This window comes from Paenibacillus sp. FSL R5-0912 (assembly GCF_000758605.1).
GTDB lineage: Bacteria > Bacillota > Bacilli > Paenibacillales > Paenibacillaceae > Paenibacillus_AQ.
The window spans coordinates 7012583-7034078 of the sequence record NZ_CP009282.1 but is presented as its reverse complement, the minus strand read 5'-3'; the positions used below and the strand labels follow the sequence as shown (position 1 = coordinate 7034078).

Sequence of the window (21496 nt, the reverse complement as noted above, 5' to 3'; positions counted from 1 at the left end):
AGTGGCCTTATTGCTCCAAATTCAGGATTTGAAAAAACAGTTCAAAGTAGACGGAAGATTTGTGCCGATTCTCGATATCCCCCAGTGGTATGTTGAAAAAGGAGAACACGTAGCCATTACCGGACCCAGCGGGTCCGGTAAAAGCACGTTCCTGCATTTAATCAGCGGAATGATGAGTGCGGACAGCGGCGGGATTGTTGTGGACGGCCAACCGCTTCACAATATGACAGAGTCGAAGCGGGATGCTTTCCGGGCTTCTGCTATCGGCTATGTGCTGCAGGACTTTCATCTGCTTCCTTCGCTGACAGCCAGGCAGAATGTCGAGATTGCTATGACCTCGCGGCTTCCGCATAAGGAGAGGAAGCAGATTGTTGACAGCTTGCTGGAACAGGTGGGCCTGGCGGACCGCAGCAAGCATCTTCCTTCCCAGCTGTCGCGCGGACAACAACAGCGGGTTGCAATTGTAAGGGCATTAGTGAATCAGCCGCCGCTGCTGTTGGCTGATGAGCCTACGGGCAGCTTGGATTGGGAGACTGCAGATGAGATTTCCTCGCTTTTGCTGGACCTTAGTAGGACTCACGGCCATACTCTAATCGTTGTAACACATGATCTCAATATGGCGGACCGTTTCCCGCGCTGTCTGAACATTCAGGAGATTAATAAAGTGCACCGGGATGCACTGCCTAAGCAGCAGGTCCCTCTCGGGAAACGGGAAAAGGTGACGTTATGAGTCTGTTTAGACTGACCCTCCGCAACGTGCTGCACCGGCGGTTCCTGTCCTTACTTACCGTATGTGCAGTGGCCATCACTGTTGGTTTTATCGTTCTGCTGACACTATCCCGCGAGAGCGTGGAGCAGGGGGCGAAGAAAGGCTATGGGCCATTCGACCTTGTTATAGGAGCGGCAGGCAGCGAGACTCAGCTGGTGCTCAATACTTTTTATCATATCGGTGCGCCCACGGGGAACATTCCGCTTGCAGTTCTGGATCAAGCGAAGCAGGATCTGTCTGTCGATGTAGCCTTTGCGATGACAACAGGAGATAACTTCAAAGGTTATCCGATTGTCGGGCTGGATTCCGGTTATTTCTTTACCCGGTATGGTGACAGCAAGCTTCAGGAAGGCACGATGTATGGACATACCGGAGAGACGATTATAGGTTCGTATGTGGCCCGGGCCCTGGGACTGAAAGTAGGAGATACCTTTACGGGGGCACACGGGCTTGTGCAGGACGAAGGTCATGCGGGGGCAGAAACGGAGCATGAGGAGGATCATGGGACTGAGGAAGCAGCTGGACATGTGGAGGACGAAGAGCATGGAGGAGAACATGACGAGGAGCATGCGCACGAGAGCTTCCAATACACCGTTGCAGGCATTCTCCCTGAACTTCACACCCCGGATGACCGTGCGGTGTTTACGACCGTGGACTACGCCTGGGCTGTGCATGGGCTGGCACCTGAGGAGCGGGAGATTACTGCTGTGCTGGTCAAACCGTCCAGCTTGCTTGGAGCTCATGATCTGAAGCAGGCGCTTGACGGCAGCAATGGTGTTCAGGCGGCTTATACAAGCAAGGCGGTCTCCGATGTGCTGAATGCGGTAGATCAGGGCTCCCGGCTGCTCGGTGTATTGACGGCTATTTGCGTGCTGCTCGCCGGCATTGCCATTTTATTATCCATGATTGCAGCTGCCTCAGAGCGGACCAAGGATGTGGGGATTTTACGACTTCTCGGGAAATCAAGGGTTTATGTATGGCTGACGTTAACCACTGAAGGCCTGCTCGTGACGGTAACCGGACTGATCACCGGTCTGTTGCTGGGTCATCTCGGAGCCTACCTGCTGAAGGATATGTTATTCTCGCAGGCAGGTATTCAAATAGAGTCTTTCCATTGGACGCCGGAGCATTGGTATATCGTCCTTGGCGCCATTGCCATTGGTCTGCTGTCCTCACTGGGGCCGGCATTCCGGATGTACCGGATGCATCCGCTCGCTTTGTTCAAATCTTAGGAGGGATACACACTTGATACGAGTACAGGGAAGGATGATCCTGATATTGGCATCCGTCATAAGTCTGCTGCTGTTTCCGGCCTGCGGACAGAACAACGCAGCGGAGGGCAGCGGACAATCCTTTGCTGCGGCAGTAGAGGCATCAGATAGAACGGACGAGCCAGCAACGGAAGCACAAGCGGCGGATGTCCCGCAACCAGCTTCTCAAATTGCCCGGGCTCCGGCCTCACCCTCCCCTGCTGTGAAGGATGCTCCGGTAGTGCAATCAACAAATGCAGACTCCGGATCTGAGATAGCAGAGGCTCAAGCGGGTGTCACGTCCCAACCTTTAGCTATGCCTTCTGCAACTTCGGCAATTGAATCTGCTGTGGCTCAGGAGTCTCCCAAGAAGACTGCTGATGATGCTGTCACAAGCTCTGCATCTCCTTCTCCTGTGGAGAGCACAAAGCCGCAGCCGTCACCCGGGCAACCGGCAAAGGTAAAGGACGCGGGGAATCCTAGTGCTGAGCCAGCAGCAGCTAAAGCCGGCGATGTCCCGGCGTCCAGCCCGGCACAGCCTGCCAATACGCCGAATACAGCGGCAGCAGCCCCTGCAGGGAAGACTGATATTGACTGGAACGGTTTCTTTGACGGTGACGATCAGACCCGGCCCTCAGAGAAGTTCTGGGATCTAAGCGGCAGCCACGTTACGATCAAGGGCTTTATGGGCGAAGTCCTTTCTTTTGAAAAGAACTGGTTTCTCCTTATTCCAGAACCGGGTGCAGAGTGCCCGTTTGATAATGGTGATGAGACCTACTGGAACAAGATTATGATCGTCTTTGTCCCTGAAGGCAGCAAGCTCCGTCATACTTCCGGTCCGCTGGAAATATCGGGCCGTCTGGATGTAGGTATCAAGATTGATGAGTCAGGCTACAAAACCATGTTCCGTCTATATGATGCTTCATTCAAAAACTTATAGTACATGAAAACAAGCCTCCGTACCCTGATGGGAATGGAGGCTTGTTATCTTGATGACCACAGCTGCGGTTCAAACCCGCATGATATGGAGGCGCCAGCAGCAGTTATACCCGTTTGGCATTAGGCAGCCAGGCATCAATGTCATACCCGCGCTGTTCCCAATAGCCGACATGATCACCTGCGATCAATTCGATGCGGTTGAGCCATTTAACTGACTTGTAGGCATACATTTGCGGAGTAACCAAGCGTACAGGTCCCCCGAGCTGATTAGGGATAGGTTTGCCGTCATGCATTACAGCCACCATGATATCCTCCATCCGCGCTTGAGCCAGCGTTAGTGAGTCCGTGTAGACCCCGTCTCCCGAGTAGAGCTTGACCGTGACAGCTTCATCCTGCACACCGGCCATATCCAGCAGCTTATAGAGTGGAAGACCTTCCCATGTGTTTTTATAGACGGACCAGCCGGTTACACAGTGAAAATCACTGACCTGCACCTCGCGCTGCAGCTTGACGAATTCTTCCCAGTTCCAGGTGAACTTTTTGTCCACCAGACCATCGATAGTAAAGGACCAGTTGGAGTTATCGAAGGCGGGAATGTCAGTGACGGTGTATACACGAAAGCTGCCTTCGGCACCCCCGCCGATGGGAGGGGCTGATTCCGCCAGCGGAACCGGATCGGGAATCAGGGCATTGGCATTAGAGGCCGCATAATCGGCTGTACCCGGAAGCTGCAGGGATTTGCCGATCCAGCGTACAAAGGTTGGGCCTAGCGTTACGGCGAGACCTGCTCCTACAGCCACTTTGATGAAACCGCGGCGTGTGTACATAGGCTGAGCTTCTGACGAAGCTGCGGGTCGTGGCCGTACAGTAGGTTCAGTATTACTCTCTACAGGTAACGTCTCCGCTACGATAGAGCGCTTCTTAGGCTCCTTCAGCCATTTAACCCGGGTAACGGAATGGTAGATGATCACCGGGAGTCCTATCCAAGTCAGCAGATCATGAATGAACAGCGCACTATTAGCCGCTCTGGGCCCGGCAAGCCTGAATTGCCACAGGACAACTCCGGAGACCAGCCAGCCGGTCAAAAGAGTAAGGACGAAGATGACATTAGCCTTTTGTCCCGTTTTGCCCTTCAATCGCTTCCAATGCTTCGCAGCCAGCAGCAAATAGTAGACTACAGGGATCAGCAGCGCCAGTCCAAACACAATATGGCCCCATTTCAGCCACACTCTGCCTTCCCCCAGTATCTCCCTCCAGAAGCCGCCCACCAGCATCAAGCCGCTGAGCGCGAGGAACAAGACCAGCCAGGCATTCCACATGTGAATGGATACTAGCTTTTTACCGTACCCTTTGCGGATTTTCGTAAGTATATTCTTCAATTGCCTACCTCCTTAGGAGTCTTCAGCCTGACGATGATTAATTAAAGTTTAAACTAATTGTACCGCAAAAAAAGTCCCCTGAATAATTCTCTGCGATTGACCGCGTTTTTTACAAAAATAGCCCATCTTTCCCGCTCAGGGAAGGATGGACTGTTCTCATACAGAGATAGCGGGTCCAGTTGTTTACTCTGCCGCCCATTCCTCAAGCTTCCTGTCCCCTGGCAGGAGGAGGGCCAGCAGGCCAAGCAGAGGAAGGAATCCGCAGGCTACGAACACCGTCCCGATTCCGATCGTATCAATGAAATGTCCGATTACAACAGATCCTATACCGCCAAGACCGAAGGCAAGTCCGGTAATCAGACCTGAGACCGTACCGATATTGCCGGGATACAGCATCTGCGCGTAGATCACAGTTACGGAGAAACTGGATAGTAGGATGAACCCGGAGATGATCAGCAGCACTGCCGCCCAGAACTGGCTCACAAAAGGCAGAGCCAGCGCAAACGGCACCGTCCCGATCATCGAGACCAGGATGAGATTGCGGCGGCCGAAACGGTCCGCGAGCGGCCCCCCGAAGAACGTCCCGACTGCACCAGCCGCGAGATACATGAAAATATAGATCTGAGCATCATCAAGTGTCATTCCGTATTTGTCCATTAAGTAGAAGGCATAATAGCCGCCGATGGAGGCACCGTACCAGGATCGCACGAACACAATGAAGACCAGAATGACCGTTGTAATCAGAATACGTTTGCTGCGGGCGGGGTCAATGGAGCGGGACACTGATTTTTTGCGAAAAGTATACCCGGAATCAAGCATCTCCCGGTACCAGCGGGCCACATAAGTCTGGATGGCGATCCCGGCAGCGGCGATTACGGTGAACCCGAGGGCCCCCATCTGCCCGAAGGGGATGAATACCCATTTCATCAGAAGCGGACCCAAGGACTGACCGGCGTTGCCGCCCACCTGAAAAATAGATTGCGACAGCCCCTTCCGTTGACCGGCGGCCATATGGGCTACACGCATGCCTTCCGGATGAAAGGCGGCTGAACCAAAGCCTACGAGCATCACGGATATGATGACAAGTACGTAGTTCCCGGCAAAAGCGAGTAAGAAGACGCCGGCAAAAGTGCAGCACATCCCCAGAGGAAGCAGAATTGGGCGGGGTTTGCGGTCAGCGGCAAAGCCGATAATGGGCTGAATCACCGAGGAGGTGAGGTTAAGCGCGAACGCAATCCAGCCAATCTGGGCATAAGAGAGCAGCATGTTATCCTTCAGTACAGGAAACATCGCCGGAATAAGCGCCTGGATGGAATCATTGAACAGATGAACAAAACTGACTGCGAGTAAAATCCGGTAAATGGTTGCCTGCTGCAAATTGCGGGATTCCTCAATAGCGGTGGCAGGAGCAGCGGGTATAGACTTGTTGGACATAAGGACTCCTTTCAGAGACGGGAATTAGCAGGAGCATCTATAAGATGAAGATAAATCCTATTGTAGCCATAAGCGATGTATTATGGGAATCAATTTGTGCGGTATAGAGGGTATTTATGCGTTCTTGATTTTATTTATAAAAAAGGCTTGCAAACATCTGATTCGCATGATATATTATCTCTTGTGCTTATGAGACATCGACGCTGAAACAAGCGGCGAAGAAAAAATAAGTTGACAAGAAATACGCAAACATGATATGATCTAATTCCTGTGCAAGATACATAGTGTTGAAATGCCGGGAGCAAGTTCTTTGAAAACTGAACAAATGGAACGCGTTAATTTTTACAAGATTCATTTAATGAATCGTCAGTTTCAAAATGAGCAATCGCTCTTTCTAAATACAATTTGGAGAGTTTGATCCTGGCTCAGGACGAACGCTGGCGGCATGCCTAATACATGCAAGTCGAGCGGAGTTCATTTGAAAGCTTGCTTTCAAATGAATTTAGCGGCGGACGGGTGAGTAACACGTAGGCAACCTGCCCTCAAGACTGGGATAACTACCGGAAACGGTAGCTAATACCGGATAATTTCTTTCCTCTCCTGAAGAGAGAATGAAAGGCGGAGCAATCTGCCACTTGGGGATGGGCCTGCGGCGCATTAGCTAGTTGGTGGGGTAATGGCCCACCAAGGCGACGATGCGTAGCCGACCTGAGAGGGTGAACGGCCACACTGGGACTGAGACACGGCCCAGACTCCTACGGGAGGCAGCAGTAGGGAATCTTCCGCAATGGGCGAAAGCCTGACGGAGCAATGCCGCGTGAGTGATGAAGGTTTTCGGATCGTAAAGCTCTGTTGCCAGGGAAGAACGTCCGGTAGAGTAACTGCTACCGGAGTGACGGTACCTGAGAAGAAAGCCCCGGCTAACTACGTGCCAGCAGCCGCGGTAATACGTAGGGGGCAAGCGTTGTCCGGAATTATTGGGCGTAAAGCGCGCGCAGGCGGTCATTTAAGTCTGGTGTTTAAACCTTGGGCTCAACCTGGGGTCGCACTGGAAACTGGGTGACTTGAGTACAGAAGAGGAAAGTGGAATTCCACGTGTAGCGGTGAAATGCGTAGATATGTGGAGGAACACCAGTGGCGAAGGCGACTTTCTGGGCTGTAACTGACGCTGAGGCGCGAAAGCGTGGGGAGCAAACAGGATTAGATACCCTGGTAGTCCACGCCGTAAACGATGAGTGCTAGGTGTTAGGGGTTTCGATACCCTTGGTGCCGAAGTTAACACAGTAAGCACTCCGCCTGGGGAGTACGGTCGCAAGACTGAAACTCAAAGGAATTGACGGGGACCCGCACAAGCAGTGGAGTATGTGGTTTAATTCGAAGCAACGCGAAGAACCTTACCAGGTCTTGACATCCCGATGAAAGCATTAGAGATAGTGCCCCTCTTCGGAGCATCGGAGACAGGTGGTGCATGGTTGTCGTCAGCTCGTGTCGTGAGATGTTGGGTTAAGTCCCGCAACGAGCGCAACCCTTGACTTTAGTTGCCAGCAGGTAAGGCTGGGCACTCTAGAGTGACTGCCGGTGACAAACCGGAGGAAGGTGGGGATGACGTCAAATCATCATGCCCCTTATGACCTGGGCTACACACGTACTACAATGGCCGGTACAACGGGAAGCGAAACCGCGAGGTGGAGCCAATCCCAGCAAAGCCGGTCTCAGTTCGGATTGCAGGCTGCAACTCGCCTGCATGAAGTCGGAATTGCTAGTAATCGCGGATCAGCATGCCGCGGTGAATACGTTCCCGGGTCTTGTACACACCGCCCGTCACACCACGAGAGTTTACAACACCCGAAGTCGGTGGGGTAACCCGCAAGGGAGCCAGCCGCCGAAGGTGGGGTAGATGATTGGGGTGAAGTCGTAACAAGGTAGCCGTATCGGAAGGTGCGGCTGGATCACCTCCTTTCTATGGAGAATCGTTGCCGGAAGCGGTGACATTCAAATCGGAAGCTAAAGCTTCCAAAAGATACTTAACGCGTATCCATTTGTTCGGTTTTGATGGAATTTGCGGGGCCATAGCTCAGCTGGGAGAGCGCCTGCCTTGCAAGCAGGAGGTCAGCGGTTCGATCCCGCTTGGCTCCACCAACAAACTTCATCAATTTGTTATGTCTAGAAACTTTAATATCGTCTGAATTTTCGAACATCACAGTCGTGATTGTTCCGAAATTTCAGCACCTTGATCCTTGAAAACTGGATACCGAAACGAATTTGCGTTTTAGAACATCTTTTAGCTGAAACTTGTGTAAGCAAGTTGAAATAGTTATTAGTCATGCTGAGCGATGGTTTTGGATTATGAGCGACTTTTGGCTTTAAACAGACTAGCGGACGGATTCATCCGGAAGCGCTGTTTAAAACAAGATGAGCGAATGAGCCAATACCGGAGTGATTGGTTAAGCTAATAAGAGCACACGGAGGATGCCTAGGCGCCAGGAGCCGACGAAGGACGTGGCGAACAACGAAACTGCCTCGGGGAGCTGTAAGCAAGCTTTGATCCGGGGGTGTCCGAATGGGGAAACCCAGCTGTGGTAATTCGCAGTTACTCATTTCTGAATACATAGGAAATGTAGAGGCAGACCAGGGGAACTGAAACATCTAAGTACCCTGAGGAAGAGAAAACAATAGTGATTCCGTCAGTAGCGGCGAGCGAACGCGGAACAGCCTAAACCAAGGGGCTTGCCCCTTGGGGTTGTGGGACGTCTCACATGGAGTTACAAAGGAATATGGTAGGCGAAGAGGTCTGGAAAGGCCCGCGATAGAGGTAAAAGCCCTGTAGCCTAAACTGTGTTCTCTCCGAGACGGATCCCGAGTAGTGCGGGGCACGTGAAACCCCGTATGAATCCAGCAGGACCATCTGCTAAGGCTAAATACTACCTGGCGACCGATAGTGAAACAGTACCGTGAGGGAAAGGTGAAAAGCACCCCGGAAGGGGAGTGAAATAGAACCTGAAACCGTGTGCTTACAAAAAGTCAGAGCCCTATTACTGGGTGATGGCGTGCCTTTTGTAGAATGAACCGGCGAGTTACGTTTAACATGCAAGGTTAAGTCGAGAAGACGGAGCCGCAGCGAAAGCGAGTCTGAATAGGGCGAATGAGTATGTGGACGTAGACCCGAAACCGTGTGATCTACCCCTGTCCAGGGTGAAGGTGCGGTAACACGCACTGGAGGCCCGAACCCACGCATGTTGAAAAATGCGGGGATGAGGTGGGGGTAGCGGAGAAATTCCAATCGAACTCGGAGATAGCTGGTTCTCCCCGAAATAGCTTTAGGGCTAGCCTCGGTGAATGGAGTGGTGGAGGTAGAGCACTGATTGGGTGCGGGGCCCGCAAGGGTTACCAAGCTCAGTCAAACTCCGAATGCCATTAACTTCTTGCCGGGAGTCAGACAGTGAGTGCTAAGATCCATTGTCAAAAGGGAAACAGCCCAGACCATCAGCTAAGGTCCCCAAGTGTGTGTTAAGTGGGAAAGGATGTGGAGTTGCACAGACAACCAGGATGTTGGCTTAGAAGCAGCCACCATTGAAAGAGTGCGTAATAGCTCACTGGTCGAGTGACTCTGCGCCGAAAATGTAACGGGGCTAAACACACCACCGAAGCTATGGCTAGATACTTTGTATCTGGGGTAGGGGAGCGTTGTATGTAGGTTGAAGGTGTACCGTAAGGAGCGCTGGACAGCATACAAGTGAGAATGCCGGTATGAGTAACGAAAAGATCAGTGAGAATCTGATCCGCCGAAAGCCCAAGGTTTCCTGAGGAAGGCTCGTCCGCTCAGGGTAAGTCGGGACCTAAGGCGAGGCCGAAAGGCGTAGTCGAAGGACAACAGTTTGAAATTACTGTACCACCGTAATCCGCTATGAGCGATGGGGTGACGCAGGAGGGTAGTGACGCGGACTGATGGATATGTCCGTCTAAGCAGTGAGGCTGATGTGTAGGCAAATCCGCACATCAATAAGGCTGGGCTGTGATGGGGAGCGAAAATTGTAGTAGCGAAGGTCATGATCTCACACTGCCAAGAAAAGCCTCTAGCCAGGAGAAGGTGCCCGTACCGCAAACCGACACAGGTAGGCGAGAAGAGAATTCTAAGGCGCGCGGAAGAACTCTCGTTAAGGAACTCGGCAAAATGACCTCGTAACTTCGGGAGAAGAGGTGCCTCGGTAGGGTGAATAGCCCGAGGGGGCCGCAGTGAAAAGGCCCAAGCGACTGTTTAGCAAAAACACAGGTCTGTGCGAAGCCGCAAGGCGAAGTATACGGGCTGACGCCTGCCCGGTGCTGGAAGGTTAAGGGGAGTGGTTAGGGGCAACCCGAAGCTGTGAACCGAAGCCCCAGTAAACGGCGGCCGTAACTATAACGGTCCTAAGGTAGCGAAATTCCTTGTCAGGTAAATTCTGACCCGCACGAATGGCGTAACGACTTGGGCGCTGTCTCAACGAGAGATCCGGTGAAATTTTAATACCTGTGAAGATGCAGGTTACCCGCGACAAGACGGAAAGACCCCATGGAGCTTTACTGCAGCTTGATATTGAATTTGGGTACGATCTGTACAGGATAGGTGGGAGCCGTAGAGGCAGGAGCGCAAGCTTCTGCGGAGGCGCCGTTGGGATACCACCCTGATCGTATCTAGGTTCTAACCTAGTACCCTAAGCGGGTACGGGGACCGTGTCAGGCGGGCAGTTTGACTGGGGCGGTCGCCTCCTAAAGAGTAACGGAGGCGTTCAAAGGTTCCCTCAGAATGGTTGGAAATCATTCGCAGAGTGCAAAGGCATAAGGGAGCTTGACTGCGAGACCTACAAGTCGAGCAGGGACGAAAGTCGGACTTAGTGATCCGGTGGTACCGCATGGAAGGGCCATCGCTCAACGGATAAAAGCTACCCTGGGGATAACAGGCTTATCTCCCCCAAGAGTCCACATCGACGGGGAGGTTTGGCACCTCGATGTCGGCTCATCGCATCCTGGGGCTGAAGTAGGTCCCAAGGGTTGGGCTGTTCGCCCATTAAAGCGGTACGCGAGCTGGGTTCAGAACGTCGTGAGACAGTTCGGTCCCTATCTGTCGTGGGCGCAGGAAATTTGAGAGGAGCTGTCCTTAGTACGAGAGGACCGGGATGGACGTACCGCTGGTGCATCAGTTGTTCCGCCAGGAGCATGGCTGAGTAGCTACGTACGGACGGGATAAGCGCTGAAAGCATCTAAGCGTGAAGCCCCCCTCAAGATGAGATTTCCCAACTAGTAAGACCCCTTGAAGACGACGAGGTAGATAGGTTGGAGGTGGAAGTGCAGCAATGCATGGAGCTGACCAATACTAATCGGTCGAGGGCTTATCCAAATTTCTTAGAGCGCAGATTCGTTTCGGATTCAGTTTTCAGGCGATCAAGCCTGTACGCCATGAAATTCATTCACACATCCGTGATGAACCGAATTTCAAGCGGCAGCGTCTGTTTCACAGACGCATGTTTGGTGGCGATAGCGGAGGGGTTCCACGCGTACCCATCCCGAACACGACCGTTAAGCCCTCCAGCGCCGATGGTACTTGGACCGAAGGGTCCTGGGAGAGTAGGACGCCGCCAAGCACATGAAGCCATTGTTGAGCAATCGACAATGGCTTTTTTGGTTTGTGCAGGGTTGTGGAAAAGCTGTGGATAAATTTCAGCAACTGCTGAAAACTTACGCACATGTGGATACAATTTCAGGAAGAAGTCTTTTCCCTGATAATGTGGACTGAAACGCATATTCAGGCGAATGAGTCAAGAAAAAACCTAAGTAATCCACTGTTTTTGTGGATAAAAAGTGAATTTTGTGGATAGATAAATATGAATCGTGGATAACTAATTTTTGCGGGGAAGAAACTCTTTCCGGTTTTTTGTTTTACTGTACCAAGCCTGTGGATAACTTTTGTTCACGGGCTATTTTTGTACCTCATTAGCTTCTGGGCAATTTGCTTGATATACTCAATCTGAGCAACTATTGGACTCTATCTCTATAAATTCATTAACGGGGTGAGCAGCATGGAAATAAGGCAATTGCATGCAGATGATTTTGAAGAAGGCTTAGGCTTGTCTGAATATGCTTTTCAGTACAAGGTGTCCGGAGAAGACAGGGAACGCGCCAGAGAGAAGTTCAAGCCCGAACAAATATGGGGAGTATTCGAAGGACCGAGTTTATGTGCCAAGCTGGTACTTCTTCCCCTGCAGGCATACATACAGGGCAAGCCCGTATCTATGGGCGGAATAGCCGGTGTAGCCACGTGGCCGGAGGACCGCAGGCAGGGATATGTGGCCAAGCTGCTGACCCATGCGCTGCAAACAATGAACGAGGCGGGTCAAACGCTGTCTTTTCTGCACCCGTTTTTAATCCCCTTTTACCGGAAATTCGGCTGGGAAGTCTATTGTGAATATAAGAAATACAACATACCTGTGGATAAATTTCCGCGGAAGGCTGAAATACGAGGCTCTGTGAAGCGCGGGGCGGCTGATATTAAAGTATTGCAACAGCTGTATGTCTCATTTGCAGCCCGGTACAACGGGACACTGCAGCGTACGGAGGAATGGTGGAAGGAAAAAGTACTCGATGAAGATACACATCAGTGTGTATTTTATTCGCAGCAGGGTGAACCGGAAGGGTATGTGCTGTATAAAATAGTGAACAAAGAACTGGTCATTGATGAATTTGTCTATCTGAATGAGAAGGCCCGCCAAGGGCTGTGGACTTTTCTGGCTAACCATGACTCGATGATCACCGGAGCTTCATTGAAGCTGGTGCCTTCTGATGATATCCTGCCGTATCTCCTTCCCGATCCGCGGATTACGCAGGAGAATTATCCATATTTCATGGCACGTATTGTTAAAGCTAAGGCTTTTGTGGAGAACATGACTTTAAACGTGCTAAGCGGCGTTCAGGAACGGCTGCTTTATATTGAAGATGAGCATGCCCCCTGGAATAACGGCCTGTGGCGTTGGACAGCAGCTGAACATGGGGAGGTATCATTTACTCAGATCCAGGGGGATAGATCAAACGCTGATCTTATATGCAATATTGGTACACTTACCGCGCTGTTGATGGGATATAGACGTCCAGCTGAAATGGCCCGATATGGACAGTTATCCGGTACACATGAAGCTGTAGATTGGCTGGAGGGGCTGATCCCGCAGGCGCAAACGGCTTTATTTGATTTTTTCTGACAAACCTGAAGGCTCTTCCGCTTACCGTAGAAGCAGGGGGAGCCTTATATACATAACTCCTTGCAATGGGATCCGTGAAGCTATTCGGAATACAATACGGTTAAAAAGTAAAAAATAAGAGCAACCACTTGGAATTCAGTGAGAATATGTTATAATATGAAAAAAGTCAAAGAAAGTCAAAGTCAACGCGAGCCTGGCAGCAGTGTTCTTAGGATTGTAACAGTTGGTGGTCGGGCTACGTACGAAGGCTATTGCAGCCGATTCGCACTTCAGTCCCCGGGTTAAATTCTTTAGAGCTATGTATGGACGGCGGACGTTGGCACAGCACAAGCTTAACCAAGGCTTACACACTGGAGGATGAGTGATGCGTAATATCTCCGATATTATTGAACAATATCTGAAGAATATTTTGCATGAAAGTCCCGAAGGTACGGTGGAAATTCAGCGCAATGATCTGGCGGACCAGTTCTCCTGTGTGCCGTCACAGATCAATTACGTCATCAGTACACGCTTTACTTTGGAAAAGGGATATGTAGTGGAGAGCAAACGCGGCGGTGGAGGGTATATCCGGATTCAGCGCTTCGAGCTGCCTCAGAATGTGGCACTGTATGCACACCTGAACTCCACAATAGGGAATGATATTGACCAGAATTCCGCCGAAGGACTGATTTATCAGCTGGAGGAGGCCCGTTTTCTCTCCAAGCGTGAAGCGTGTCTTATGCGGTCCGCTGTTTCCCGGGAATGCCTGACGGTTAATCTGCCGTACCGGGATGAGATTCGTGCCAAGCTAATGAAGGCCATGCTAATCTCTTTGTTAGGTAAATAATTGTCAAAATGTGAGGGAGGGACACCGCTTATGCTATGCCAGGAATGCGGGGTCAAACCGGCTACACTCCACTTCACGAAGATCGTGAACGGAGAGAAGACAGAATTTCATATTTGTGAAAGCTGTGCGCGGGAAAAGGGGGAGCTTATCCCCGGTACTGCCGGAGGATTCTCCATACACAGCTTGCTTTCCGGACTGCTTGATCTGGAGAGCGCAGGCAAGGGCAAGTCAGAGGCCGCACAGACTGTGCAGGGGCTGCAGTGTGAGAACTGCGGTATGACCTATTCACAGTTCAGCAAGCTGGGACGTTTCGGCTGCAGCTCCTGCTACAAATATTTTGACAGCACGCTAGACCCGCTCTTCAGACGGGTACACGGAAGTACGGCCCATGTGGGCAAGCTTCCCAAACGCGCCGGTGCACAGATCATGTGTAAACGCCAAATTGACGAGCTGAAGCAGGAATTACAGCAGAGCATTATGCAGGAGGAGTTTGAAACTGCAGCTGAGCTGAGGGACAGAATCCGCAAACTTGAAAAAGAAATGCCACAAGAGTAAAGTCTTTGATATATAGGAGGGGATTCCACATGTCAAGTCTCCGGTTTACCGAACAAGCACTCAGTGACTGGATGCGCTGCGGCGGGAGTCATTCCGAGATTGTTATCAGCAGCCGCATGCGTATTGCCCGTAATCTGGAGCACCTTCCTTTCCCGCTACTAGCGTCTGCGCAGCAGTCGGAAGAGGTGCTGGAGCAGCTTGCTCCTGTATTTCAGGGAGAAGCCTCTGCGGATTTCGGCAACTTTCAGCTGCTGAGGCTGGATGAGCTCGATGAGCTGGATAAAAAAGTACTGGTGGAGAAGCATCTGATCAGTCCTAATCTGGCTGATGATTCCAAAGGTGGAGCAGTCATTCTTAATGAGGACGAGTCAGTCAGCATTATGATCAACGAGGAGGATCATCTCCGCATTCAATGCCTGTTTCCGGGCCTGCAGGTCAGAGAGGCTTGGGTAAGGGCAACAGCCATCGACGATATCTTTGAGGCTGCTGTGAATTACGCCTTTGATGACCGCAGAGGGTACCTGACCAGTTGTCCCACCAATGTGGGGACAGGGCTTAGGGCTTCAGTAATGGTTCATCTGCCGGCGCTGGTCATGACCCATCAGATTAACCGGATTCTATCCGCAGTTAATCAGGTTGGTCTTACCGTTAGAGGAATTTATGGTGAAGGCAGCGAAGCAGTAGGGAATATCTTTCAGATCTCCAACCAGATTACCCTTGGTCAGACCGAGAATGAGATTATTGAGAATCTCCACAGCGTAGTCACCCAGATTATAGAGCATGAGCGGAACGCGCGGGAACGCCTGCTTGTGGATTCCGCCCTGCGGATTACCGACCGCATCAAACGTTCATACGGGATTCTAGCCTACGCGGCTGTGATGGAGCTTAAAGAGTCTGCACAGCGGCTCTCCGATCTGAGGCTTGGTGTAGATTTGGGGATACTGGAAGGGCCATCGATTTCAGTGCTTAATGAGCTGAATGTCAAGACGCAGCCGGGCTTTCTGCAAAAGCTGTTCGGCGACGAGCTTTCGTCTACCGAACGCGATATGTACCGGGCGAAGCTGCTCCGGGAGACACTGGGATCACAACATTAATTATAGATATATATTATCCGTGGAGGTGCAGGAGATATGATGTTTGGAAGATTTACGGAACGAGCACAAAAGGTGCTGGCGCTGGCGCAGGAAGAAGCCGTTCGTTTGGGACACAACAACATTGGGACAGAACATATTTTGCTCGGATTGATTCGTGAAGGTGACGGCATTGCCGCCAAGGCACTGATCGGACTCGGTCTGGGTCTGGAGAAGATTCAGGATGAAGTGGAAACGCTGATTGGCAGAGGTCAGGAACAACCGACCAACATCGCTTATACTCCTCGTGCCAAAAAAGTTATCGAGCTGTCTATGGACGAAGCCCGCAAGCTGGGACATACGTACGTGGGCACTGAGCATATCCTGCTCGGACTCATCCGTGAAGGAGAGGGCGTAGCTGCCCGTGTGCTGAACAATCTCGGGATCAGTCTGAATAAGGCCCGTCAGCAGGTGCTGCAGCTTCTGGGCAGCAGTGAAGCCACTTCAAGTCATAGCGGTGCTCCGGTAAATGTCAGCACACCAACGCTGGATGGTCTGGCCCGTGACTTGACTGCCTATGCCAAGGACGGCAACCTCGACCCGGTTATCGGCCGCAGCAAGGAAATTGAACGTGTCATTCAGGTGCTCAGCCGCCGTACCAAGAATAATCCGGTACTGATCGGTGAGCCAGGGGTTGGTAAGACAGCAATTGCTGAAGGCCTGGCCCAAAAGATCATCAACAATGAAATTCCCGAAACCCTGCGCGACAAACGCGTAATGACCCTGGATATGGGTTCTGTTGTTGCCGGTACGAAATACCGCGGTGAGTTCGAAGACCGCCTCAAAAAAATCATGGATGAGATTCGCCAGGCAGGCAATATCGTGCTCTTCATCGATGAGCTGCATACCCTGATCGGAGCCGGTGGTGCGGAAGGTGCAATTGATGCCTCCAACATCCTGAAGCCCGCTCTGGCCCGTGGTGAATTGCAGTGCATCGGTGCCACAACGCTTGACGAATACCGCAAATACATTGAGAAAGACGCTGCACTTGAACGCCGTTTCCAGCCGATTACGGTGGATCAGCCTTCTCCTGCAGAAGCTGTACAGATCTTATTCGGTCTTCGGGACCGTTATGAAGCCCATCACCGGGTGAAGATTACGGATGAAGCTATTGTGGAAGCTGTGAAGCTGTCCGACCGCTATATCCCTGACCGGTTCCTGCCGGACAAAGCGATTGACCTGATTGATGAAGCAGGCTCCAAGGTAAGACTTAACTCTTACACGATCCCGCCGAATCTGAAGGAACTCGAAATGCGTCTGGATGATATCCGCAAGGAGAAGGATTCCGCTGTACAAAGCCAGGAATTCGAGAAGGCTGCAGCGCTGCGCGATACCGAGCAGAAGATCCGTGAAGAGCTGGACACAACGAAGAACCAATGGAAAGAGAAACAGGGCCGTACGGACTCCCAGGTTACACCTGAGGATATCGCACAGGTGGTTGCCAGCTGGACCGGCATTCCGGTCAGCAAGCTGAAAGAAGAAGAGACAGACCGTTTGCTGAACATGGAGTCTTTGCTGCATGAACGTGTAATCGGGCAGGATGAAGCCGTTAAGGCTGTCAGCCGGGCACTCCGCCGGGCGCGTGCGGGTCTGAAGGATCCGAAACGTCCAATGGGCTCCTTCATCTTCCTCGGTCCAACCGGGGTCGGTAAAACAGAGCTGGCACGGGCACTTGCCGAAGCAATGTTCGGTGACGAGAATGCGGTAATCCGTATCGATATGTCGGAGTACATGGAGAAGCACTCTACATCCCGTCTGGTCGGGGCTCCTCCAGGCTATGTAGGATATGAAGAAGGCGGACAGCTGACTGAGAAGGTACGCCGCAAACCGTATTCCGTTGTCCTGCTGGATGAGATTGAGAAGGCTCACCCTGAAGTATTCAATATTCTGCTGCAGGTACTGGAAGACGGCCGTCTGACCGACTCCAAAGGCCGTGTAGTCGATTTCCGCAATACCTTAATTATCCTCACCTCTAACGTAGGCGCACAAGCGATCCGTAAGAATTCGACTCTGGGCTTCACGGCGGTGCAGGATGCCGGTGCCGATTACGGCAATATGAAGGGCAAGGTAATGGAAGAGCTGAAGAAGAGCTTCCGCCCTGAGTTCCTGAACCGGATCGACGAGATCATTGTCTTCCACTCTCTGGATGAGAAGCATATCGCCGAGATCGTTACCCTGATGTCCGAGGAGCTGCGCAAGCGTCTGCGTGAGTATGATGTAGACTTCCTGCTTACCGACGGCGCCAAGGCGTTCCTGGCCAAAGAGGGCTATGACCCGGCCTTCGGTGCCCGCCCGCTCCGCCGGGCGATTCAGAAGCACATCGAAGACCGCCTTTCCGAAGAGCTGCTTAAGGGCAACATCAAGAAAGGTGATTCCCTCAACATTGATGAGGTGAACGGTGAGCTTGTGGTAACCAAAGTGGAAGTGCCGGCCGAGCTCTCCCTGGAGAAGGAAGAGAAGGAAGTCGAAACTGAATAATTTTCCAGCAATATGAAACAAAGCTCCCGCTCCTCCGTATAGAGGGGCGGGAGCTTTTATATGTCCGGAGTGATTAATTCTGCCCCGAATCAGGCAGGTTAAGGAGGACGCAAACGAAAAGTAGATCTTAAGTGACCTTTCGTTCAGTGTGCAGAAATGGTAAACTTTGATTAAGAGAAAATTATCCGCAATTTTAGCAAGTTCGGACCGTAAGGAGCGCACATGGCCAAACCAAAAACAAAATTTTTCTGCACCGAATGTGGTTACGAATCACCGAAATGGTTCGGGAAATGCCCGGGCTGCCAGGAATGGAACTCCATGGTGGAAGAAACGGAAAGCGTAGTCAAAACCCAAGGCATGAATGCACCTATTTTTCAGAGTAAAGAAAAGGCGCAATCGATCATAAATATAGAAAGTGACAAAGAGCCGCGTATCCTTACAGGCATCGGAGAGCTTAACCGTGTGCTTGGCGGCGGTATCGTTCCCGGCTCGCTAGTACTGGTCGGTGGTGACCCCGGAATCGGGAAGTCCACACTGCTGCTGCAGACATCGCACGCCCTTACAATACAGGGGCTCCGCGTTCTGTATATCTCCGGGGAAGAATCGGTGCGCCAGACTAAGCTTCGGGCTGACCGCCTCGGGGCGTTGTCGGCGGAACTGTACGTTCTCTGTGAGACGAACATGGAGAGCATTGAAGAAGCAATCGAGCAGATTAAGCCGCAGTTTCTGGTCATCGACTCGATCCAGACCGTATTTATGCCTGAAGTGACCAGTGCGCCAGGCAGTGTAACACAGGTGCGGGAATGTACGACAAGATTTATGCGGATTGCCAAGATCCGTGGAATTGCAACGGTACTTGTAGGACATGTAACGAAAGAAGGCGCAATTGCCGGTCCACGGATGCTGGAGCATATGGTGGACTGTGTGCTCTATTTCGAAGGAGAACGTCATCATACGTACCGGTTGCTACGGGCGGTGAAGAACCGCTTTGGCTCAACCAATGAAATCGGTATTTTCGAGATGGGTGAGGTTGGCCTTACCGAGGTGGAGAACCCTTCCGAGCTGTTCCTTTCTGAACGGCCGCTCGGAGTGGCTGGTTCCGCGGTTGTAGCCAGCATGGAAGGCACAAGACCGGTGCTTGTCGAATTACAGGCGCTGGTTGCAGCAACCCATTTCCCTTCGCCCCGCAGAATGTGCACAGGTATGGATCATCAGAGAATGGCGCTGATCATTGCTGTCCTGGAGAAACGGATGGGCATGTTCCTGCAGAATCAGGATGCTTACCTCAATGTTGCCGGAGGTGTTAAGCTGGATGAGCCGGCGGTGGATCTGGCAGTCGCCGTCAGTATTGCTTCCAGCTTCCGGGATATTCCGACCAAGCCGTATGATGTGTTTTTTGGGGAGGTAGGACTTACCGGCGAGGTGAGAGGGGTGTCACGCGCAGAGATGCGGGTGAAGGAGGCCGCTAAGCTCGGCTTCCGGCGGGTAATTATGCCTGAGAAAAGCATGAAAGGCTGGAAGCATCCGCAGGATATCCAGATTATAGGCGTCAGCACCGTAGCAGATGCACTAGCGGTCGCGTTAGATTAGGGGGCACAGGGACATGAAAGAATACAATCCATTAGATAATATGAATGATCTGCTTAGAATGGCCGCACCCGGAACACCTTTCCGGGAGGGGCTGGAGAATGTGCTGCGCGCGAAGACCGGGGCACTTATTGTTGTCGGATACAGTCCGGAAGTGATGGAAGTTGTCGATGGCGGATTCTCCATTAACTGCGATTTTTCACCCAATTATTTATACGAGCTGGCCAAAATGGACGGAGCGATCATCCTGAGTGAGGATCTGAAGCGGATTCTGTATGCCAACACCCAGCTGATCCCCGATTCCTCCATTTCATCCATCGAGACCGGCATCCGTCACCGGACCGCTGAACGGGTGGCTAAACAGACCGGCAAACTGGTTGTTTCCATTTCCCAGCGGCGGAATATAATCACCCTGTATCAGGGCTCTATCCGCTATGCGCTGAAGGAGATCGGAGCGATTCTGGCCAAAGCCAATCAGGCGATTCAGACCCTAGAGAAGTACAAAGCCGTGCTGACACAGGGGTTGACTAACCTTTCTGCTGCCGAATATGAGGGGCTTGTGACGGTGGCTGAGGTAGTCGGCGTGATCCAGCGGGTAGAAATGGTATTGCGGATCAAAATGGAAATTAAGCGTTATATTAACGAACTCGGCAATGAAGGCCGGCTGATCAGCATGCAGATGGAAGAACTGGTCGGAAATACAGAGGAAGAAGCCTGGCTTCTGTACAGAGACTATGCAAGAGAGGAGCAGGAGGACAAAATCCGCGAAATTATCGCCGGGCTGAAGAGAAGCAGTGACGATGAACTGATGGATGACAACCATATTGCCCGCTTGCTGGGCTATTCCTCCACGGCTATTGCATCCGAGGAAGCCGTAACTCCGCGCGGTTACCGTCTGCTCAACAAAATTCCGCGGCTGCCGAATGTGATCATCCACAATCTGGTGGAACGCTTTGAAATGTTGCCTAATCTGATGACAGCGAGCATTGCTGAACTTGATGAAGTGGACGGCATTGGCGAGGTGCGGGCACGCAATATTCAGGACGGACTGAAGCGGCTCCAGAAACAAGTTCTTATTGACAGGCAAATGTAAATAACATACAATCACGTAATATTGGGAACCCATGAAGTTCAAAGTAGGAAAATTGAGGTGAAGAAATGATACAAAAATCAATTCCGAGTCTTTTTACCATCGGTAATCTGATGCTTGGAATGTTTGGTATCATGATGGCGTTTGACGGTAAGCTGAGCATGGCCGCTATCATGGTGATTATCGCTATGCTGCTCGACGGGCTCGATGGCCGTGTTGCGCGCGCGCTGAAGTGTGAGAGCGAGTTCGGCAAGGAACTGGATTCCTTATCCGATGTAGTATCTTTCGGCGTGGCACCAGCGCTCATTATGTATCTCACAAGCCTGCAGGATTTAAACTCTGCACTAGGATGGACCATTACAGCGATTTTCCCGGTGTTTGGAGCTTTGCGTCTGGCCCGGTTTAATGTCCGCCCGGGAATTCCGGGATATTTTGTAGGATTGCCGATTCCTGCTGCAGGTGGCGTTCTGGCCACGCTGGCACTTTTTCATAAAGATGTATCTGCACCGTTTATGATTGTCGCTACCCTGCTGTTGTCTTACCTGATGGTCAGCACAGTGAAGTACCCTAACTTCAAGAAGATCGGCTTTCCCAAAAAGGCAGTTATAGGTGCCCCTGTAGTAATTGTGATCGCCGTAGCGGTAGCTGTTGTTTTCCCTGAACAGATTGCCAAGCTGATCTTTGCTTTGCTTGCGTTATATGCCCTATACGGGTTCAGACAGAGCCTGGGCCTCTTGACAGCCCGCCGTCAACGCCGCCGCAGGAAGAGACATGCGGAGGATAAGGTGTATCACTCCAAGAACGGATAATTCTAACTACGTACGTATTACTTTTTT

Annotated in this window: 13 protein-coding genes, 1 tRNA gene and 3 rRNA genes; 15 read left to right on the top strand and 2 right to left on the bottom strand. The window is 51.7% G+C overall.

From position 1 onward, the window contains the following. Position 1 precedes the first annotated feature (1 nt). Genes R50912_RS29900 through R50912_RS29890 form a run of 3 tightly spaced genes read left to right on the top strand, consistent with a single transcriptional unit; the run spans position 2 to position 2959 of the window. The gene (locus R50912_RS29900) at positions 2-730 is read left to right on the top strand and encodes an ABC transporter ATP-binding protein (RefSeq protein WP_052416757.1); all 729 of its coding nucleotides are present in this window, start codon (positions 2-4) and stop codon (positions 728-730) included. After that, complete coding sequence (locus R50912_RS29895; RefSeq protein ID WP_042240037.1) at positions 727-2001, top strand: ABC transporter permease; 1275 nt, start codon at positions 727-729, stop codon at positions 1999-2001. The genes R50912_RS29900 and R50912_RS29895 overlap by 4 nt, the downstream gene beginning before the upstream one ends. A 13-nt stretch (positions 2002-2014) precedes the next feature. After that, entirely contained in the window at positions 2015-2959 is a 945-nt protein-coding gene (locus tag R50912_RS29890) for a hypothetical protein (protein ID WP_231637733.1), read from the top strand. A gap of 103 nt (positions 2960-3062) precedes the next feature. Here R50912_RS29890 and R50912_RS29885 read toward each other — a convergent pair whose 3' ends face one another. After that, positions 3063-4337, bottom strand: a complete 1275-nt coding sequence (locus R50912_RS29885; RefSeq protein ID WP_042240032.1) for a molybdopterin-dependent oxidoreductase — start codon at positions 4335-4337, stop codon at positions 3063-3065. A gap of 183 nt (positions 4338-4520) precedes the next feature. Then, a complete protein-coding gene (locus R50912_RS29880; protein WP_042240029.1) occupies positions 4521-5771 on the bottom strand; it encodes an MFS transporter in 1251 nt (416 codons plus the stop codon). 402 nt (positions 5772-6173) lie between these two features. Here R50912_RS29880 and R50912_RS29875 point away from each other — a divergent pair. The 12 genes from R50912_RS29875 (at position 6174) to pssA (ending at position 21469) form a co-directional block, all read left to right on the top strand. Beyond that, positions 6174-7731: ribosomal RNA gene (locus tag R50912_RS29875) — 16S ribosomal RNA — on the top strand. 103 nt (positions 7732-7834) lie between these two features. Beyond that, positions 7835-7910 (top strand) — tRNA-Ala (locus tag R50912_RS29870). Between the two features lie 303 nt (positions 7911-8213). After that, positions 8214-11142, top strand: a 23S ribosomal RNA gene (locus tag R50912_RS29865). A gap of 127 nt (positions 11143-11269) precedes the next feature. Beyond that, positions 11270-11386 (top strand): 5S ribosomal RNA (gene rrf / locus R50912_RS29860). The 16S, 23S and 5S rRNA genes sit together here with 1 tRNA gene alongside, the layout of an rRNA operon. 435 nt (positions 11387-11821) lie before the next feature. Then, on the top strand, positions 11822-12994 hold the full coding sequence (locus R50912_RS29855) for a GNAT family N-acetyltransferase (protein WP_042240025.1): 1173 nt from the start codon (positions 11822-11824) through the stop codon (positions 12992-12994). Positions 12995-13358: 364 nt separating this feature from the next. Next, a complete protein-coding gene (locus R50912_RS29850) occupies positions 13359-13820 on the top strand; it encodes a CtsR family transcriptional regulator (protein ID WP_039298529.1) in 462 nt (153 codons plus the stop codon). A 30-nt stretch (positions 13821-13850) separates the two neighbouring features. Next, positions 13851-14375, top strand: coding sequence for a protein-arginine kinase activator protein McsA (locus R50912_RS29845; protein WP_039298531.1), 525 nt, complete (start codon positions 13851-13853; stop codon positions 14373-14375). A 29-nt stretch (positions 14376-14404) separates the two neighbouring features. Then, positions 14405-15469, top strand: coding sequence for a protein-arginine kinase McsB (locus R50912_RS29840; RefSeq protein WP_039298534.1), 1065 nt, complete (start codon positions 14405-14407; stop codon positions 15467-15469). Positions 15470-15505: 36 nt separating this feature from the next. Beyond that, positions 15506-17983, top strand: a complete 2478-nt coding sequence (clpC, locus tag R50912_RS29835) for an ATP-dependent protease ATP-binding subunit ClpC (RefSeq protein WP_042240021.1) — start codon at positions 15506-15508, stop codon at positions 17981-17983. Between the two features lie 222 nt (positions 17984-18205). Continuing rightward, complete coding sequence (radA, locus tag R50912_RS29830) at positions 18206-19573, top strand: DNA repair protein RadA (RefSeq protein ID WP_042240020.1); 1368 nt, start codon at positions 18206-18208, stop codon at positions 19571-19573. Between the two features lie 13 nt (positions 19574-19586). Next, the gene (gene disA / locus R50912_RS29825) at positions 19587-20663 is read left to right on the top strand and encodes a DNA integrity scanning diadenylate cyclase DisA (protein ID WP_039298543.1); all 1077 of its coding nucleotides are present in this window, start codon (positions 19587-19589) and stop codon (positions 20661-20663) included. A 65-nt stretch (positions 20664-20728) separates the two neighbouring features. Continuing rightward, positions 20729-21469, top strand: coding sequence for a CDP-diacylglycerol--serine O-phosphatidyltransferase (gene pssA / locus R50912_RS29820; RefSeq protein WP_039298546.1), 741 nt, complete (start codon positions 20729-20731; stop codon positions 21467-21469). The last annotated feature ends 27 nt before the right edge of the window (positions 21470-21496 follow it).

What these genes read in the sequence shown, in the direction of transcription:
- R50912_RS29895 (WP_042240037.1), top strand. Translation starts at nt 727, where the DNA reads ATGAGTCTGTTTAGACTGACCCTCCGCAACGTGCTGCACCGGCGGTTC.
- R50912_RS29880 (WP_042240029.1), bottom strand. Translation starts at nt 5,771, where the DNA reads ATGTCCAACAAGTCTATACCCGCTGCTCCTGCCACCGCTATTGAGGAA.
- R50912_RS29855 (WP_042240025.1), top strand. Translation starts at nt 11,822, where the DNA reads ATGGAAATAAGGCAATTGCATGCAGATGATTTTGAAGAAGGCTTAGGC.
- R50912_RS29850 (WP_039298529.1), top strand. Translation starts at nt 13,359, where the DNA reads ATGCGTAATATCTCCGATATTATTGAACAATATCTGAAGAATATTTTG.
- R50912_RS29845 (WP_039298531.1), top strand. Translation starts at nt 13,851, where the DNA reads ATGCTATGCCAGGAATGCGGGGTCAAACCGGCTACACTCCACTTCACG.
- R50912_RS29840 (WP_039298534.1), top strand. Translation starts at nt 14,405, where the DNA reads ATGTCAAGTCTCCGGTTTACCGAACAAGCACTCAGTGACTGGATGCGC.
- clpC (WP_042240021.1), top strand. Translation starts at nt 15,506, where the DNA reads ATGATGTTTGGAAGATTTACGGAACGAGCACAAAAGGTGCTGGCGCTG.
- radA (WP_042240020.1), top strand. Translation starts at nt 18,206, where the DNA reads ATGGCCAAACCAAAAACAAAATTTTTCTGCACCGAATGTGGTTACGAA.
- disA (WP_039298543.1), top strand. Translation starts at nt 19,587, where the DNA reads ATGAAAGAATACAATCCATTAGATAATATGAATGATCTGCTTAGAATG.
- pssA (WP_039298546.1), top strand. Translation starts at nt 20,729, where the DNA reads ATGATACAAAAATCAATTCCGAGTCTTTTTACCATCGGTAATCTGATG.